Source organism: Cellulomonas endometrii (assembly GCF_949769265.1).
Lineage (GTDB): Bacteria > Actinomycetota > Actinomycetes > Actinomycetales > Cellulomonadaceae > Cellulomonas > Cellulomonas endometrii.
Genome location: NZ_CATKPC010000001.1, coordinates 390,176 through 407,397 on the forward strand (window position 1 = coordinate 390,176; position 17,222 = coordinate 407,397).

At 76.8% G+C, this 17,222-nt stretch carries 16 protein-coding genes; 6 read left to right on the top strand and 10 right to left on the bottom strand.

What is annotated here, in order from left to right:
• Positions 1 to 30 precede the first annotated feature (30 nt).
• The 5 genes from QNH85_RS01920 to QNH85_RS01940 form a co-directional block, all read right to left on the bottom strand.
• Entirely contained in the window at positions 31 to 684 is a 654-nt protein-coding gene (locus QNH85_RS01920; RefSeq protein ID WP_282944205.1) for a DUF3618 domain-containing protein, read from the bottom strand.
• Complete coding sequence (locus QNH85_RS01925) at positions 677 to 1,207, bottom strand: phage holin family protein (RefSeq protein WP_282944206.1); 531 nt, start codon at positions 1,205 to 1,207, stop codon at positions 677 to 679. Before QNH85_RS01925 ends, QNH85_RS01920 begins: the two co-directional genes overlap by 8 nt.
• Positions 1,204 to 2,067 (bottom strand): hypothetical protein, encoded by an 864-nt coding sequence (locus tag QNH85_RS01930; RefSeq protein ID WP_282944207.1) that lies wholly within the window; start codon positions 2,065 to 2,067, stop codon positions 1,204 to 1,206. Before QNH85_RS01930 ends, QNH85_RS01925 begins: the two co-directional genes overlap by 4 nt.
• Positions 2,068 to 2,081: 14 nt before the next feature.
• Positions 2,082 to 2,963, bottom strand: a complete 882-nt coding sequence (locus QNH85_RS01935; RefSeq protein ID WP_282944208.1) for a manganese catalase — start codon at positions 2,961 to 2,963, stop codon at positions 2,082 to 2,084.
• Positions 2,964 to 3,194: 231 nt separating this feature from the next.
• Positions 3,195 to 3,647, bottom strand: coding sequence for a hypothetical protein (locus QNH85_RS01940; protein WP_282944209.1), 453 nt, complete (start codon positions 3,645 to 3,647; stop codon positions 3,195 to 3,197).
• Between the two features lie 191 nt (positions 3,648 to 3,838).
• On the opposite strand from QNH85_RS01940, the gene dinB reads away from it, so the two are divergent.
• On the top strand, positions 3,839 to 5,053 hold the full coding sequence (gene dinB, locus QNH85_RS01945; protein WP_282944210.1) for a DNA polymerase IV: 1,215 nt from the start codon (positions 3,839 to 3,841) through the stop codon (positions 5,051 to 5,053).
• Positions 5,054 to 5,204: 151 nt separating this feature from the next.
• Complete coding sequence (locus QNH85_RS01950; protein WP_282944211.1) at positions 5,205 to 5,873, top strand: PAS domain-containing protein; 669 nt, start codon at positions 5,205 to 5,207, stop codon at positions 5,871 to 5,873.
• A gap of 4 nt (positions 5,874 to 5,877) precedes the next feature.
• Here the strand turns inward: QNH85_RS01950 and QNH85_RS01955 are convergent, their stop codons facing one another.
• Positions 5,878 to 6,177 carry an Ig-like domain-containing protein gene (locus QNH85_RS01955; RefSeq protein ID WP_282944212.1) on the bottom strand — a complete coding sequence of 100 codons (300 nt, stop codon included), beginning with the start codon at positions 6,175 to 6,177 and terminating at the stop codon, positions 5,878 to 5,880.
• A 330-nt stretch (positions 6,178 to 6,507) separates the two neighbouring features.
• Between QNH85_RS01955 and QNH85_RS01960 the strand changes: the two genes are divergently transcribed.
• From QNH85_RS01960 to QNH85_RS01975, 4 genes are all read left to right on the top strand, one after another.
• A complete protein-coding gene (locus tag QNH85_RS01960) occupies positions 6,508 to 7,440 on the top strand; it encodes a UbiA family prenyltransferase (RefSeq protein ID WP_282944213.1) in 933 nt (310 codons plus the stop codon).
• 165 nt (positions 7,441 to 7,605) lie between these two features.
• The gene (locus QNH85_RS01965) at positions 7,606 to 8,688 is read left to right on the top strand and encodes a type III polyketide synthase (protein WP_282944214.1); all 1,083 of its coding nucleotides are present in this window, start codon (positions 7,606 to 7,608) and stop codon (positions 8,686 to 8,688) included.
• Entirely contained in the window at positions 8,685 to 9,242 is a 558-nt protein-coding gene (locus tag QNH85_RS01970) for an isoprenylcysteine carboxyl methyltransferase family protein (RefSeq protein ID WP_282944215.1), read from the top strand. The genes QNH85_RS01965 and QNH85_RS01970 overlap by 4 nt, the downstream gene beginning before the upstream one ends.
• Positions 9,239 to 10,333 carry an NAD(P)/FAD-dependent oxidoreductase gene (locus tag QNH85_RS01975; protein ID WP_282944216.1) on the top strand — a complete coding sequence of 365 codons (1,095 nt, stop codon included), beginning with the start codon at positions 9,239 to 9,241 and terminating at the stop codon, positions 10,331 to 10,333. The genes QNH85_RS01970 and QNH85_RS01975 overlap by 4 nt, the downstream gene beginning before the upstream one ends.
• 98 nt (positions 10,334 to 10,431) lie before the next feature.
• Here QNH85_RS01975 and QNH85_RS01980 read toward each other — a convergent pair whose 3' ends face one another.
• From QNH85_RS01980 to QNH85_RS01995, 4 genes are all read right to left on the bottom strand, one after another.
• Positions 10,432 to 11,181: a class I SAM-dependent methyltransferase gene (locus tag QNH85_RS01980; RefSeq protein WP_282944217.1), complete on the bottom strand. Its 750-nt coding sequence runs from the start codon at positions 11,179 to 11,181 to the stop codon at positions 10,432 to 10,434.
• Between the two features lie 44 nt (positions 11,182 to 11,225).
• Positions 11,226 to 13,637 carry a glycoside hydrolase family 43 protein gene (locus QNH85_RS01985; RefSeq protein WP_282944218.1) on the bottom strand — a complete coding sequence of 804 codons (2,412 nt, stop codon included), beginning with the start codon at positions 13,635 to 13,637 and terminating at the stop codon, positions 11,226 to 11,228.
• Positions 13,638 to 13,717: 80 nt separating this feature from the next.
• Positions 13,718 to 14,839, bottom strand: a complete 1,122-nt coding sequence (locus tag QNH85_RS01990; protein WP_346016283.1) for a LacI family DNA-binding transcriptional regulator — start codon at positions 14,837 to 14,839, stop codon at positions 13,718 to 13,720.
• A gap of 15 nt (positions 14,840 to 14,854) precedes the next feature.
• Positions 14,855 to 17,176 carry a hypothetical protein gene (locus QNH85_RS01995; protein WP_282944219.1) on the bottom strand — a complete coding sequence of 774 codons (2,322 nt, stop codon included), beginning with the start codon at positions 17,174 to 17,176 and terminating at the stop codon, positions 14,855 to 14,857.
• Positions 17,177 to 17,222: the final 46 nt, after the last annotated feature.

Here is a 17,222-nt window from a genome sequence, read left to right on the forward strand (position 1 = left end):
GCTGCTCCGGCGGGGCGTCGGTGTCGTGGCTCAGCCCTGCTGCGGGGCCTCCCGGACCGTCTGCGCCGACGACTGCGCCTGGTCGCGCAGGTCGGACGCGGCCTCGGTGCCGTGCTCCTTGACCGTTCCGGCCGCCTCGGTGGCGCGGTCCTTCACGGCCTGCACCGCCTGCTGGGCCGGCTCGCGCAGGTCGTCGGCGACGCTCTGCGCGGCCTCCTTGACCTGCGGGACGGCGGCCTGGGCCTGGTCCTTGACCGCCTGCGCCGCCTGCTGCTCCTTCTGCGAGGAGGGCAGCAGCGAGGAGACCAGCAGACCCACCCCGAACGCGACGAGCCCGGCGGCGAGCGGGTTGCCCTCCGCCTTCTGCGCCACCGTCGACGGGGCGCCCTTCACACCGGCCGCGACGGAGCCCGCCGCGGACCGGGCGGAGTCGACCGCCGACTGCGCCGAGCCCTGCACGCCGTGCGCCGCGCCGTGCGCGCTGCCGGAGACCGACTCGCGGGTGTCCTGCACGGTGCCCATCACCCGCTCCCTGACGGCGCTGACGCGGCCCTTGACCTTGTCGGCCTGGCGCTGCGCCATCTGCCGCGGGTCGAGCGCGTCGCCGACCGCGTCCACGTTCGCCGACAGGTCCGCCCGCGTGGCCTCGATCCGCTGGCGGATCTGCTCCGGGTCCTCACTCATGGTTCGCCTCCTCGTCACCCTTCAGGGCGTTCGGGATCTTCTTGACGGTGTCTGCGGTGCGGGGCGCGCCCTTCACCCGGCGGAGCTCGCCGCGCCCCCGCAGGGCGAGGACGGCGGCGATGATGCCCCAGATGACGGCGACGACCACGGCCGACCAGGCCTTGCCGATCGGCAGCCCCCACCACAGGGCGACGGACAGGAACAGCAGCACGAAGTGCCCTGCCACCCCCGCGCCCGCGAGCAGGCCGCTGCCGGTCCCGGCGCGCTTGGCGCTCTGCGTGAGCTCGGCCTTCGCGAGCTCGACCTCCTGCCGCACGAGCAGGGACAGGTCCTCCGTGACCGCGCTGATGAGGTCACCGATCGACGGGCGGTCGTCGGTCGCGTCCGGGCCCGGTCCGGCGGGCGGGACGGTGCCGGCGGCACCGGTCGCACCCGTCGCACCCGCTGCGCCGGTCGTGCCGGTCGCGCCGAGGGGGTTGGCCCCCGGGCTCGCCGCGACGGTCGGGTCCCCCGGCCCGGTCATGGCTGGTCCTCACGACGGACGCCCGCGAGCGGGTCGCCGCCGGCCGTGCCCGCGTCGTCGGCGTCCGGGAGGTACCCGGGCGTCGTCGCGACCGGGGCGTCGCCGCCGGCGGCCTCCCACGCCTGCTCCTCGCTCGGTGCCACGGGCGCCCAGGTGTCGCCGAGGGCCGGGCCGGGCTCGCGGTGCTGCCCGCCGGACTCGGCGTCGATGTCCGAGACGACCGCCGTGCCGCCGGCCACCACGCCCGGGCCGCCGGCGGCGCCGAGCGCCCCCGACAGGTCCTGCGTCGTCGCCGCGGGCGAGCCGCCGGGGTAGCCGCTGACGCGCGCCGGGGTGCCGGTGCCGCCCGTCGTGCCCGTGCTCCCGCCGGAGGACGCGTCCTTCAGGCCCCGGGTCAGGCGACCCGCGAGCACGCCGGCCCCGGCGGCCAGGACGAGGAACGTGCCGGGCTTGCGCCGCGCGTAGTTCGCGACCTCGCTCAGCAGGTCACCCGGCTCGCGGTCCTCGAGCCAGGTGGCCACGGTGCCCGTGCGCCCTGCGACCTGGCGCACGAGGTCGGCGGCCAGGCCGCCCTGCTCCGAGCTGTCGGCCATCCGCCCCAGCTCGTCGCCCAGGGAGCGCAGGCCCGCTGCGGCCTTGGCCTGCTGGCTCGAGGCCTGCCCCTGGAGGCCCGCGCGGGCCTCGCCGAGCAGGTCACGCGCCTGCCCCGTCGCCTCGGAGACGACGTCGCCGGCCTGTCCCTTCACCTCGTGCAGCAGGTCCTGGCCGCTGCCCGCGGCGGCGTGGGCCAGGCCCGACGCCTCGTCGCGGGCGGTGCCCGCTGCCGCGGCGGCTCGTCCGCCGGTGTCGTTCGTGCTCATCGTGTTACTCCCCTTCACTCGCTCTTGAGGGTGTCCTTGAGCTTGCCCGCGACCTTCTCCACCGGGTTCGGCTTGGCAGTCGTGCCGTACAGGCGCGGGTCCGGCTGCGTGGGCGGCGGCATCGGCACACCGGCCGGCGGCTCCGCCACGTAGGTGAACTCGCCCAGCCCGTCCGGGGTGGGGCCGGATGCCCACGAGCCCTTGTCGGCGTCCGGGCCGTCCGAGAAGTTGATGTACTGGTAGGACACGTCGCGGTCCTCCTGCCCGACCGGGAAGTTGCTCGGCACGGGGATGCCCTCGTGGCCCTCCTCCTGCAGCTCCCGGGCAGCGGCGATCCACTGGTTCTGGTGCATCGTGTCGCGCGCCAGCAGGAACGCGAGCAGGTCGCGCACACCGTGGTCGTCGGTCATGTGGTAGAGCCGCGCCACCTGCACGCGGCCCTGCATCTCGGCGTTCGCGTTCGCGGTGAAGTCCGCCAGGAGGTTGCCGCTCGCGGTGATGTAGCCCGCGCTCCACGGGTTGCCCATCGAGTCCACCGGGCGCGCGCCGGCGCCCGCCACGATCGCGTGCTGCAGGTCGGTCCCGCCGATGACCGCTGCCACGGTCGGGTCCTTCTGGACGGCCTCCTCGGTGATGCCGATCGGGGCCTTCTCCAGGAGCTGGGCGATCATCTTCGCCAGCATCTCGACGTGGCCGAACTCCTCCGCGCCGATGCCGTACAGCAGGTCCTTGTACTTGCCCGGGATGTGGATGTTCCAGGACTGGAACCCGTACTGCATGGCGACCGTGATCTCGCCGTACTGCCCGCCCAGGACCTCCTGGAGCTTGCGGGCGTACACCGCGTCCGGCTTGTCGGGGCTGGCCTTGTGCTGCAGCTCTTGACGGTGGAAGAACATCGCGACCTCCGCGCCCCGTCGACCGAGGCATCGTTCTGGTTCTGCGAGCGCCCGGTGGTGTCCGGGCAGGCGCCTCCTCGGCGTCCGCCCTCGTCACCGGGGGTGGCGCCGACGGGCTTCTTCCGTCGGTGCGATCGGCCGGGGCACGAGGGCCCCGCCGTGTTCGACGCTAGGTCCGAACGGGGGAACGCGCCACGTGAACGGTTCGCGAAGCGTTCGCCATCGGCCTGCTCAGGCCGTCGGGCGCGCCTCGTGGCCCGGCAGGCCGTGGGTGCGGTTCTTCTCCTTCAGCTGCGACTCGTAGACGTGCCGGCGACCCGCCACCAGACGCTCCCGGGTGCGGCGCTCGGCGTCCGCGAAGGCGCGGTAGTAGCCGTCGTCGAAGTCCTCCACGATCTGGAACGTCCAGCGCCCCTCGAGCACGTTGCGCCCGACGATCTCGGCACGCAGCTCGTCGGCGAGCTCCGGGTGGCCGGCCGCCTCGAGCCGGTCCAGCGCCTCGGCCAGCTCCGCGTCCGCCCGCCCGACCAGGCGGTGGAACGCGTAGAGCATGCCGCGGGCGTGCTCGATCACCTCGAACGCCGCCGTGACACCGCCGACGGCCTCCACGACGTCGTCGGGGACGCCGTCCGGGGGCAGGTGGCCGGGGTCGGGTCGGTCGGCGGGCGTGTGGTCCTGTGTCATGCCGCCATCGTCGGCCGGGCGTGCCGGCGGCGCGCGTCGGCCGCACGGCCACGCCGCCTCCCGCGCCCGCCTGCTCCCCGCCGCTCCTCGCTCACCCTGCTCCCGCCTCCCTCCTTCGATTCCCGCTCGCCTGCTTCCGCTCCCCCTGCCGCGACCCGTCCGTGTCAGACCCCGGGTCGAACATGTGTTCTATGGATGACGGCATCGAGGACGGCGGGCCACGACGGGCGGCGATCCTGCACGCCGACCTCGACGCGTTCTACGCGGCCGTCGAGCAGCGGGACGACCCGCGCCTGCGCCGGCGGCCCGTGGCGGTGGGCGGCGGCGTGGTGCTCGCCGCGTCCTACGAGGCGAAGCGCCGGGGCGTGCGGACGGCGATGAGCGGCCGGCAGGCCCGCGCCCTGTGCCCCGGCCTCGTCGTCGTGCGCCCCCGGTTCGACGCGTACGTGGCGGCCAGCCGCGCCGTCTTCGCGATCTTCGAGGACACGACGCCCGCGGTGCAGGGCGTCTCCATCGACGAGGCGTTCCTCGACGTGCACGGGCTGCACCGCATCGACGTCCCGCCCCTGGAGATCGGGGCCCGGCTGCGAGCCCGCGTCCGCGACGAGGTCGGCCTCCCGATCACCGTGGGCGTGGCCCGTACCCCGTTCCTCGCGAAGGTCGCCAGCCGCGTCGCGAAGCCCGACGGCCTGCTGCTGGTCGAGCCCGACGGCGAGGAGGCGTTCCTGCACCCGCTGCCGCTGGAGCAGCTCTGGGGCGTCGGGGAGGTCACGGCGCGCAAGCTGCACGCGTACGGCCTCGTCACGGCGGGCGACGTGGCGGCCCTGCCCCGGCAGGTCCTCGTCGCGGCGCTCGGCCCCGCGCAGGGCGGGCACCTGCACGCGGTCGTGCACGGGCGCACCCCCGAGCGGGTCGAGACCGGCAGGCGGCGCGGGTCCGTCGGGGCGCAGCGTGCGCTCGGCCCCGGGCCTCACCCGCCGGAGCAGGTCCGCGCGGCACTGCTCGGCCTGGTGGACCGGGTGTGCCGGCGCCTGCGGACCGCGCACCGGCTGGCGCGGACGGTCGTGCTCCGGCTGCGGTTCGCCGACTACACGACCGCCACCCGCTCCCGGTCGCTGCCCCACGCGACGGCCGCCGGCACCCACCTGGCGGCGCTGGCGGTCGCGCTGCTCGACGAGGTGGCTCCGCTGCTCCGGGAGCGTGGCCTCACCCTGGTCGGCGTCGCGCTGACGAACCTGGAGTCCGACGCGCACGTCCAGCCCCAGCTCGACCTCGACGGGCCGGACCGCAGCGCGCTGGACACGGCCGTCGACGCGGTCGCGCGGCAGTTCGGCAGCCGCGCGCTCACCCGCGGCGCGCTGCTACGGCGCGGGTCCGGGACGGAGGTGCCGCTGCTGCCCGACTGACCCGCACCGGCGCAGCGACCGGCCCGGCGCGAGGTCACCCGTTCGAGTGTCGGGATCGCGGAGCGGCGCGTACGGTCGCACCAACGACCGCGCGGGGGTCCGGCAGGACCGTCCGGCGCACCGTGCAGGACCGGACGGGGGTGCGGGTCCCATGTCGGAGGTGATGAGCCCGGAACGCGTCCTCGCGCTCGGCACGCGGGCGACCGCCGGCGCCTACCGGCTCGACCTGCGCGACGGCGCGTGGTGGTGGTCCGACGAGATCTACGCGATGCACGGGTTCGAGCCGCACGAGGTCGTGCCGTCCACAGAGCTGCTCGTCGCGCACCAGCACCCCGCCGACCGCCGACGGGCCAGCGACGCCCTCGAGGAGGCGATCCGCACGGGCGCGCCGTTCTCGTGCGTGCACCGGATCGTGGACGCGCAGGGCCGGGAGCGCGTCGTGACGGTCGTCGGCGAGGGGCGCGAGCGCGGCCGGGACGCCGGCCGGGCGACCGTCCTGACCGGGTACTTCGTCGACGTCACGGAGGTCGTGCGGGACCGCGCCCAGGCTGCCGCCTCCGAGTCGATCTCCGCGGCCGCGGAGAGCCGGGCGACCATCGACCAGGCCGTCGGCGTCCTCGCGTTCACGTACGGGTACGAGCCCGCCGCGGCGTTCGCGGTCCTGCGGGCCGCGTCCAACGACGCCAACGTGCCGATCCGGCTCCTGGCCCGGGCGATCGTCACCGCGCTGCCGTCCCTGCGGGGGGACCCGCGCCGGGTCTCCGCCTTCGTCGACGGGCTGCTCGCGCCGGCGCACCGGGGCGACGGCGCGAGCAGCTGAGCCGTCAGACGGCGGGCACCGCGACGACGACCTCCTTGGTCGACGCCCCGTTCACCTTGGCGGCGCCGCTGTAGACGGCGGTGATCTTGTGGGTGCCGGGCGCCAGGTCGAGCTGCACGCGCGCGGACCCGCCGACCAGCGAGCCGGAGGCGATGACCGCGCCGGCCTCGACGAGCGTGTACGTGCCGGTCACGGCGCTGTTCGCGGGCGCCTTGACGGTGACCGTCGCGGTGTAGTCGGTGGTGACCGCCGTGCGCGCCACCGGGGTGACCTGCAACAGCACCTGGGCGGCGACCTTGGCCACCGCGGGCGGGGCGGGCTTGGCCGGGGCGGCCTTGACCGCAGCGGGCTTCGGGCGGCGGGGCCGCGACGCGTGGCGGCGGTGCCGGTGGACAGGGCGAGGAGGAGGGCGGCGGCCGCGACGGCGCGGCGGGGCATGGGGGTCATGGGGCTGTCTCCGTGGGGGGCACGACGAGGGCGCTTCCTGCCCTCGCTACCCCATCGCCCGCTCCCCCGGCCGCGTGACCGCTTCACCGCGCGATCACCCGGGTGAGGCGTCCCGCGCCGTCCGCGACCCGCTGCGGCAGGATGGCGCCGCGGGGACGCCCGGCCGGGCAGCCGCACGAGGAGGACCATGCCGCCGGCGACCGACCCCGCGCCGACCCCCGCGACCGATCCCGCGTCCGATCCCGCGTCCGACCGAGCGCCGACCCCCGCGGCGGCCCGGACCGGCGCACCCGCGGTCGGACGCCGGGTCGTCACGCTCCTGCTCGCCGCGCACCTGGCGCCGGCGGTCGCCGTGACCGCCATCGCCGGGGCGTACGCCGCCGGGCCGGCCGGGGGTGATGCCGGGCGCGCGCTGCTCGTGGCCGCGGCGGTCGGCGCGGGCCAGCTGTCGATCGGCTGGTCGAACGACTGGATCGACGCCGACCGCGACCTCGCGGTGGGCCGCACGGACAAGCCGGTCGTGCGCGGCGAGGTCACCCCTGCGCTGCTGCGCCGCTCCGCGCTGCTGGCCCTGGTCGCCTGCGCGGCGCTGTCCCTGGCGCTCGGCTGGCGGGCCGCCCTGCTGCACGCGGTGCTGGTCGCGGCGGGGTGGGCGTACAACGCCCGGCTCAAGGCCACCGCGTGGTCCTGGGCGCCGTACGCGGTGGCGTTCGGCGCGCTGCCCTCGGTCGCGACGCTCGGCGTCCCGGGCGGTGAGGACCTGGCGCCCTGGTGGGTGACCGCCGGTGGCGCGCTGCTCGGCGTCGGCGCGCACCTCGCGAACGTGCTGCCCGACCTCGAGGACGACGCCGCGACCGGCGTGCGCGGGCTCCCCCACCGCCTCGGCCGGCGCCGGACCGCGTTCGGCGCGGCGATCGTCCTGCTCGTCGCCGTGCTGGTCGTCGTGCTCGGCGCCCCCGGCGACCCCGGACCGGCGGCCCTCGCGGCGTCGGCGGGCGCGACGGCCCTCGCGGGGTCGGCCGTGGCGGTCGCGTTCGCCCGCCCGAGCAGCCGGTGGCCGTTCACCGCGGCGATGCTCGTCGCCGGGGTCGCCGTCGTGCTGCTGGTCGCGACCGGCTGACGCCAGCGAGGCCGCCCGCTCGCGTGCCGAGGCGCCCCCGGTCGCGTCCCGCGGTGCCCCCGGGTCGCGTCCCGCAGCGCCCCCGGTCGCGTCCCGCGGTGCCCCCGGTCGCGCGCCGCGGTGCCCCCGGTCGCGTGCCGCGAGGGCCCGCGAGAGGATCCGGGCATGTCACGCGTCGTGTCCGTCGCCCCGGTGCTCCCCGAGCACGCGTACCGGCAGTCGGAGATCACCGCCGAGATCAGCGGGCTGGTGACGCGGGACCCCCGCCGCCGGGCGCTGCTCGAGCGGGTGCACGCGTCGAGCGGCATCGACACGCGGCACCTCGTGCTCCCGCTCGAGAAGTACGCGGGCCTGTCGTCCTTCACCGAGACCAACGACGTGTTCCTGCGCGAGGGCGCCGAGCTCGCGGCCCGCGCCGTGCTGGACGCCCTGCGCGCCGTCGGGCTGCGCCCCGCGGACGTGGACCACCTGTTCTTCACGACGGTGACCGGCGTGTCGGCGCCGTCGCTCGACGCCCTGCTGGTCGAGCGGCTCGGCTTCCGGACGGACGTGCGGCGGGTGCCGTCCTTCGGCCTCGGCTGCGCCGGCGGGGCCGCGGGTCTCGCCCGGGTGCACGACCACCTCGCCGGCCACCCGGACGAGGTGGCCCTCCTGCTGTCGGTGGAGCTGTGCTCCCTGACCCTGCAGCACGACGACGACTCGACGGCGAACCTCGTGGCCTGCGGGCTGTTCGGCGACGGCGCGGCGGCGGCCGTCCTGGTCGGGGACCGGCGCGCCGCGGAGCTCGGGCTCGACGGGCCGTCCGTGGTCGGCACGCGCAGCGTCCTGTACCCGGGCACGGCCGGCGACCTGGGCTGGCAGGTCGGCTCCTCGGGGTTCCGCATCGTGCTCTCGGGCGGCATGGCCGACACGGTCGCCGCGCACGCCGCCGAGGACGTGGGCGCCCTGCTCGCACCGCTGGGCGCCACCACCACCGACGTCGCCCGCTGGGTCGTGCACCCGGGCGGGCCGAAGATCCTCGACGCCGTCGAGGACGCGCTGGGCCTGCCCCCCGAGGCGCTCGTGATCAGCCGCGACGTCATGGCCAGGACGGGGAACCTGTCGTCGGCCGCGGTCCTGCACGTCCTGGCGGGCACCCTCGCGGGACCACCGCCGGGGCCCGGTGCGCTCGGCGCGGTGCTGGCGTTCGGCCCCGGCGTCGGTTCGGAGCTGGTGGCCCTGCGGTGGCCCGAGGAGGAGGCGGCATGAGCTCCGTGCTGTGGTTCGACGTCCTGGTGGCGCTGACCGCGCTGGAGCGGCTGGCGGAGCTGGTCGTGTCCGCCCGCAACGCGCGCTGGTCGTTCGAGCGCGGCGGGGTGGAGTCCGGGCGTGGGCACTTCCCGCCGATGGTCGCGCTGCACACCGGGCTGCTGCTCGCCTGCGTGCTGGAGGTGCACCTGGCCGACCGCCCCTTCGTCCCGTGGCTCGGCTGGACCGCGCTGGCGCTGGTGGTCGCCAGCCAGGCGCTGCGCTGGTGGTGCATCGCGACGCTCGGGCACCGGTGGAACACCCGGGTGATCGTGGTCCCCGGGCTCGACCTGGTGCGGCGCGGCCCGTACCGGTGGATCCCGCACCCGAACTACGTGGCCGTCGTGGTCGAGGGCGTGGCGCTGCCGCTCGTGCACACCGCGTGGGTCACGGCGCTGGTCTTCACCGTGCTGAACGCGGTGCTGCTGCTCGGGTTCCGCATCCCGTCCGAGGAGCGCGCGCTCCGGGCGGCCACCGGCCCGGCACCGGCCACGGCACCGCCCGCGGGCCGGTGAGCGCCGACGTCGACGTCCTCGTCGTCGGCGGCGGGCCCGTCGGACTGGCCGCGGCCGTCGAGGCGCGGCTCGCGGGGTTGACCGCCCTCGTCGTCGAGCCGCGGCAGGGGCCGGTCGACAAGGCGTGCGGCGAGGGGCTCATGCCGCAGGCGCTCGTGGCCCTGCACCGCTTGGGCGTGGACCCGCCCGGCCACCCGCTCGCCGGCATCGCGTACGTGCGCGGCGACCTGCGCGCCGAGCACCGGTTCGCCGGGCCCGCCGGCCGCGGGGTCCGGCGCACGGTCCTGCACGCGGCGCTCTCCGACCGGGCCGACGCGCTCGGGGTCCAGAGGATGACCGGCCGGGTCGCCGCGCTGCACCAGGACGCCGACGGGGTGACGGCCGCCGGGGTCCGGGCGCGCTGGCTGCTGGCGTGCGACGGGCTGCACTCCACGGTGCGGCGGCTCGTCGGGCTCGAGGTGCCGGCCCGCGGCGCGCACGGCGGCACCGGCGCGCGCGGCGGTACCGGCGGGCGGGGCCCGAGCGCCCCCGGCGGCGCCCGCGACCCGCGCCGGCGGTTCGGCGTGCGGCGGCACTACCGCGTCGCGCCGTGGACCGACCTGGTCGAGGTGCACTGGGGGCGACGCACCGAGGCGTACGTGACGCCCGTGGCGCCCGACCTCGTGGGCGTCGCGCTCCTGGGGCCGGCCCCGCTGGACGTCGACGCGGAGCTCGCCGGCATGCCCGCGCTGGCCGAGCGGATCGCCGGCGCCCCGGTTGACGCCGCCGACCGCGGGGCCGGGCCCCTGCGCCAGCGCACGCGCGCCCGCACCGCCGGCCGCGTCCTGCTGGTGGGCGACGCCTCGGGGTACGTCGACGCGCTGACCGGCGAGGGGCTGCGGCTCGGGTTCGCGCAGGCGCGCGCCGCCGTCGCGCACCGGGACGACCCCGCGGGGTACGAGCGGGCGTGGTCCGCGGCGACGCGCGACTACCGCCTGCTGACCAGCACGCTCGTGGCCGCCGCGACCTCCCCGCTGCGGGGCGCGCTGGTCCCCGCGGCCGTGCGGCTGCCGCCCGTGTTCGCCGGCGCCGTGGAGCTGCTCGCCCGGTGACGCGGCGCGGTCGGTGACGCGGCGCGGTCGGTGACGCGGCGCGGTCGGTGACGCGGCGCGGTCGGTGACGCGGCGCGGTCGCGTCACGCCCCACCGCGTCACGCCCGGACGCGACCGACCGCCAGCCGCATCGTGTTGCGGAACCGGTACCCACCCTGCGCCGTCCGGTACGGCCGGGCGGCCGCCACGACGACCGGCCCCCGGTCGGCCAGCCCCGCGGCGTCCTCGCCGAGCAGCACGCCGGCCACGAGCTCCGCGTCGTCCGCCGCCTGCCACGGCACCCCGACCAGCTCGACCCGCTCGACGGCCAGGCCTGCCGAGCCCATGAGCTCCCGGAGCGGTCCCTCCTCGCGCAGCGGGTGCTCGGGACCGAGGGGCTCGCCGTCGTCGAGCGCGAGCGCGGCCTCCACGACGTCGATCTCGTTGCGCTCCCGCTCCGCCCAGCCGCCGACGGCGACCAGGCCGCCGGGCACGGTGACGCGCACGGCCTCCGCGAGGGCCGCCGCGGGGTCGTCGGTCAGCTGCAGCACGTTCACCGCGGTGACCACGTCCACGCTGCCGTCCGGCCACGGCAGCGCCTCCGCGGGCGCCACCCGCACGTCGGCACCGGGGGCGGCGCGGCGCGCGAGCGCGACCATCCCGGGCGCAGCGTCCGCGCCCGACACCACGGCACCGCGCGCCGCGGCGAGCGCGAGCAGCTCGCCGCTGCCGCACCCGACGTCCAGCACGCGGGTGCCCGGCCCGACGTGGCACGCCCGGAGCAGGGCCTGCCGGGCCGGGTCCGCGAACGAGCCCCACAGCGCCGCCCACTGCGCCGCGAGCGGCGACCACACGTCCGTCTCGTCCACGCCCGGATCGTCGCACGCGGGCCCGGCGCCGTCCGCCGCCGGGCTCAGTCCGCCCACACCCGCAGGTGCTCGAACCGGGCCGTCGCCTGCGGGTCGGTGCCGTTCCAGCCGTGCGCGACGAGCCCGACGCGCAGGTCCGTGCCCGCCGGGAAGGTCCACACCCCGCCGGCGACCCAGGTCTGGCCGTCGGTGCTGGTGAGCGCCTGCACCTCGTGCTCCCCCGCGTCGTCCGTGCGGTGCACGAGCCGCAGCCAGGTCGTCTCCGCCGGCGGGCCGACGATCGTGCCGCCGTACTGGAGCCGGCCGGCGTACGGGGTCTCGTACCCGAACTCCGTCTGCCGGGTGTTCCAGATCGCGACGTGCGACAACCGGGCGAACAGGTCGTCCCCGGCGTACGCCACCAGGCCGGCCTGCTGGAAGTTCCGGATCGCGTCGGTGCCCAGGTCGACCTCGACCACCGTCTCCGCCGTCCAGTCGCCGTCCGGGACGTCCCGCAGCAGGACGCCCGCGGTGTTGCCCGCGCCGACCAGGTCGCTCTGCTCGACCGGCCACACCAGGTCGCCGCCCTCGACGGTCACCTGCGGGTCGCGCACCGGCGTCCAGCCGTCACCGAGCCCGTCGTCGAACGTCGCCTCGTCCACCAGGGCCCCGGTCGACGGCAGCGGCACCGGGTCGCTCGCCGGGCGGGCGAGCGGGAGCGCGCTGAGGTCGTCGACGTGCACGCCGGCACCGCGCGCCACGGCCCCGGCCGCCCCGGACGGCACCCGGCGCGGCAGGTCGAGCGTCACGACGGCGAGCGGGTCGCCGAGCCGCGCCTGGCTCACCTCCGCGCGCGCGGTCCGCCCGTCCAGCTCCAGCACGACCGCGTGCCAGGCCGACCAGTCCACGCCGGCCGGCAGCGGCGCGGTCGCGTGCAGGCCGCCGGACTGGAGCACCAGCTGACCGGCGGCGGGGTCGACGACCGCGCTCACGCCCGACGGCCGGCCGTGGCCCCCGCGTCCGCCGTCCGCGCGGGCCCAGTCGGCGTCGTCGTACCGGTCGCCCCGGCCCGAGCCCGTGACCCCGGCGACGACGCCGCCCGCCGCACCGCCGTCGAGCCGGACGTCTGCCTCGACCCGCACGGCCCCGTTGACCGCGTGCTGGGTGACGAGCGTCCCGGGCCGTGTCGAGACGGCGTGCGGCCCGCCCTGCGGGTCGTCGGTCACCGCCGCCCACGAGGCTCCGCGGAAGGGCTGCCGGATCCCGTCGTCGAAGCCGGTCACCGCGCGCCCGCCGGTCGCCGGGCCGGGCTGCTCGCCCTCGGACGCCCACGCGCCGCCCCGGACCGTCGGCCAGCCGTCGACCCAGTCGAGGCGGTCGATCAGCATCGGCCGCTCGTTGATGCCGTCCGTCCCGTCCAGGTACGGGTCCGCGCGGTCGATGGCGTGGTAGACCATCCAGTCCTGCCCCGCCAGGTCGGTCACCACGGCGTTGTGGCCCGTGCCCACCCAGGCGTTGCCGTTCGGCGCGAGCACCGGCGTCCCGCCGGCCCGGGACTGCAGCAGCGGCACGCCCTCGCGGTCCAGGTAGGGGCCGGTCAGCGACTCCGAGCGCCCGACGTGCACGCTGTAGCCGGTCGTCGGCCCGGCGCAGCAGTTCGCGGACGACGCGAACAGGTACCAGTACCCGTCGCGCTGCAGCACGTACGCGCCCTCGTACGTGTTGTCGATCGCCACCTGCACGGGCGCGCCGACCGCCTCGGTGCCGGTCGCGTCGAGCTCCGTCACCCAGATCCCGCCGTAGTAGGAGCCGTAGAACAGGTGCTCCGTGCCGTCGGGCCCGACCACGTGCGACGGGTCGAACGTCCACAGGAAGTCGTCCGGCCCGCCGGCGCCCGGTCGCGGGTCCACGATCGGGTCCCCGGAGTCGGTCCACGGCCCGGTGGGCGTGGGCGCCGTCGCGACGCCGATCGCCCCGTCGTTCGCGCCGGGGGTCACCGTGGTCTGCGTGACGACGTAGTACATCCGGTACTCGCCGTCGACGTAGCGGATGTCCGGCGCCCACAGCGCCGCGAGCCGCGCCGGGTCCGTGTCGGCCCACGCCGGCAGCGAGTCCTCCGTGAACGCGTCGCCGACGTACTCCCACGTCACGAGGTCCGTCGACCGTGACATCGGCAGCAGGTGCCGCGAGCCCTCGCCCTCCCGCAGCGGGTCCGTCGTGCCGTACGCGTACCACCAGCCGTCCTGCCCGCGGATCACGGCGGGGTCGGCGTAGGTGTCGGCGAACGTGGCGCTGACCGGGTTCGTGTACGGGGTGCCGGTGACGTCACCACCGCCACCGTGCCCCGGGTGCCCGCCGCCGCCGCCGTGCCCCGGGGTCCCTCCCGCCAGCGCGGGCGGCCCGGCGAGCGCCAGACCCAGGACGAGGAGCGCGGTCGCGGTCCGGCGCAGGACGAGGCGCCCGGTGGTCTGCTTCATCGCAGGTTCCTGCCGTTCGACGGGACGGGTCGGTCCTCTTCTACGCCCGTCCGCGCCCCGGCGCCACCGGGGGCGCGCCGTCAGCGGTCGGCGACGGTGGACCCGCGGACGGCGAGCTCGACCGGCAGCAGCTCGACGCCCGACCCCAGCTCGTCGCCGGACAGGGCGGCGAACAACCTGCTCGCGGCGGTCCGCCCGAGCAGCTCCAGCCGGGTGTCGACGCTGGTCAGCTCGGGGCGCGTGTTCGTCACGACGAGCGACCAGTTGTCGTGCCCGACGACCGCGACGTCCTCGGGCACGCGCCGGCCCTGGTCCCGCAGGATGTCCAGCGCGGCGCGCGCCAGCTGGTCGGAGGCGGCCACGACGGCGTCGAGGTCGGGGTGCTGCTCGAGCAGCCGCGCCATGGCCGCACGACCCCACCGCTCCGTCCAGTTCCCGGACGCCAGGCCCGCGCCCAGCAGCGCCGCCCCACGCTCGGCGAGGGCGGCGGCGGCGCCGGCCTCCCGGTCCCGGGACGCGCTGTAGGTCGGGTCGCCGCCCACGTAGGCCACGTGGCGGCGGCCGATGTCCCACAGGTGCTCGGCGGCGAGGCGGCCCGCCTGCACGTTGTCCGCGGCGAGCGACAGGTCCTGCGGGTCCTGCGACGGCGCGTACGCGTAGACGACCGGCACCGGGAGGTCCTGCCCGAGCGACGGGCGGGGGTCGGTCCGCGGGCCCCCGACCACGATCAGCCCGTCGATCTGCCGCTCCAGCAGCGTCCGCAGCTGCTGCTGCTCCCGGATCGCGTCGCCGCGCGCGTCCGTCAGGATCACGGAGATCCGGCCCGCACCGAGCGCGTCCTCGGCGCCCATGAGGATCGGGATGACGAACCGGCCCTCCAGGTCGTTCGTGAGCACCCCGACCGTGCCGGTGCGGCCGCTGGCCAGGTTCTGCGCGAGCACGGACGGCGTGAAGGACAGGGCGTCCGCGGCCTCGAGCACGCGCCGGCGGGTCTCCGGGCGCACCTCGCCCCGGCCGTTCAGCGCCTTGGACGCGGTCCCCTTCGAGACCCCGGCCCGCCGCGCGACGTCGGCCAGCGTGGTGCGCCCGGGCGCCCGCTGCTCCACGACGTCGCCGCTCCCCGCACCCATCGGCCGTCGACTCCCGTCGCCCGCGTCGCGGCCCCGCCCGGAGGTGCCGGGCGAGGCCGTCGTGACGTCCACCTGTGTCCGCCGACCCTAGCGGGACGCGACGGTGGCGCGGGTCCGCTCGCGCCAGCGCGCCCGCAGGTCGGTGGTGCCGTACCGGCGCAGCACCTCGTCTGTCGCGTCGATCCCGACGGCGGAGATCCACGGCAGGCACGTCTTGTTGCCCTCGCCCTTGCCCCGGCCGCCGAACCCGGTGTCGACGAACATCGGGTCGTCGACCAGCCACCAGCTGACCAGCAGCCCCTCCTCCTGCAGCCCTGGCCGCGCATACCCCCAGTCGCACGCCTCGGTGGCGACCGTCTCGTTCGACCCGTGCAGGACGAGGTCGGCGACCTCGGCCAGCACGTCGTCGTCCGCGAGGAGCGCGGCCTCGAAGAGGTCCGGCACCGCGTGCAGCTCGTAGGGGTGGATGTAGCCCGCCCCGGCGGTGTCGCACGCGCTCCAGCCGGTGCTGCGGAAGCCGAACCGCGCCATGGTGCTGCCCGGGGGCAGCGGCACGTCCCACAGGTAGACCCAGGTGGCGAGCACCCGGGCGGCGTCCACCGCGGCCGAGCGCAGGTCGTCGTCCCCGGTCAGCTCGGCACCCGCGAGGCACGCGCGCAGGGAGAACAGGATGCTCTCCGAGTCGACCAGCTGCGCCCGCGCGTAGATCGAGTCGTGGATGCCGCCGTTGAACTTCAGCCCGCGCACGAAGTGCTCCGCGACGAACCGCGCGGCCCGGACCGCCGCCTCCTGCCACCGGGGGTCGCCGGTCGCCCGGTGCAGCTCCTCCAGGAACGGCACCGCGGTCGCGGTCGACGACTTCTGGTTGAGCTCCGCGCGACCGAACCAGGAACGCGGCTCCACCAGCGCCGATCCGTCGAAGGCGTACGCGCGGCGCCAGGAGCCGTCGGGCTCCTGCGCCCCGAGCAGGAACTCCCCGAAGGACCGGGCCACGTCCAGCCACCCGGCGTGCTCGGTGCCCGCCTCGCGCTCGGCGGCGTACGCGCGCAGCAGGGCGTGGTGCTCCTCGGCGACGCAGCGCAGGTACGTGCCGTCCGGCGCGCCCTGCAGCGCGTCGATCGCGTAGCCCATGTGCTCCACGACCGGGCCCATCAGCTTCTGCAGGTCGGCGCCCTCGTCGGCGTAGGCCAGCGGGAGCAGCAGGCCGCTCCACCAGCTGGCGTCCCGCTGCGTGTCGAAGTCGTACAGCGTGTGCACCAGCCCGAGCGGCGACGCGCCCGCCCGCCGGACGAAGCTCTCGACCGTCCGCAGCGCCTTGGCCCCGGCCTCGGCGTCGTCGAGCTCGGGCGCGTGCCGCAGGACGTGCAGCGCGTTCAGCACCGTCTGGCCCGTGAACCCGTACTGCAGGACGTCCCCGAGCTGACGGCCGTCCTGCGGGTGGCAGTTCGTGACGAAGCCCGCGGTCGTGGCGTTCTCCCGGTAGTACGGCAGCAGCGCGTCGAGGCGCAGCGCGGTGAGGTCCTCGACCGCCACCGGCAGCTCGACCCGGCGGGGCTGCAGGTGCTCGACCCGGGCCCGCCACAGCTGCCACAGGGCGTCCGTCGCGGATTCGCCGGTGACCACGCCGACGCCGTACGAGACGCGGAGGTCCGTCGCGTCGTCGACGGGCCAGAACGCCCCCCACGGCTCCCGGTCCCGCACCGTCAGGGCGTGGGACCGGGGACGCTCCACGAACGGGTAGGCCGCCGTCAGCGACCAGCCCCCCGGCCGGGGGACGAGGCCGAGCGAGCCGATGTCGGTCCGCTGCGCGAACGCCTGCTGGCCGCGGGCGCGGTCGGGCACGTCGTCGTGCGACGGGAGGTCCTGGCGCGTCAGCGCGAGGCCGATCCCGCGCCCCGCGGCGTACGCGAGGACCGCGAGGCCGGTGAGCCGGTCGTCCCGGAAGACCAGCTCGCGCGTGTCCAGGTAGTCCTCGACCCCGTCGCCGTCCACGTCGTTGAGGTCGTAGAGCGCCGGCGGCGCGAACACCTGCGCCCTCTCGTCGAAGCCGTTGCCCACCACGTCCAGGTCGAGCACGGCGCGCACGGCGGTGCCGGGCACGGCCGCGTGCACGCGCACGCTGCGGTCCACCCGGACGCCGTCGCCCTCGGGCGCCCACCGGTCGAGGACGTCGACCTCGCCGGCCGCGGTGGCGATCCGCGCGGAGGCGAGCAGGGCGTCGCCGTCGCGCTCGGCGTGCGTGTAGCCGCGGGCGACGCGCGTCCCCCTCCAGTCGGACGGGTCGCCGTCGTGGATCTCGAGGACGACGGGTGACCCCCCGGCCAGCAGGCGCTCGGGGCGGCCGGCGGGGTCGGCCCACAGCTCGATGCCGAGCGCGTCGTCGGGGCCGGTGGTGCGGATCTCGATCACAGGGGTGCTCCAGGTGGTGCTCGTGGCGCGCTCGTCGCGCGCGCCT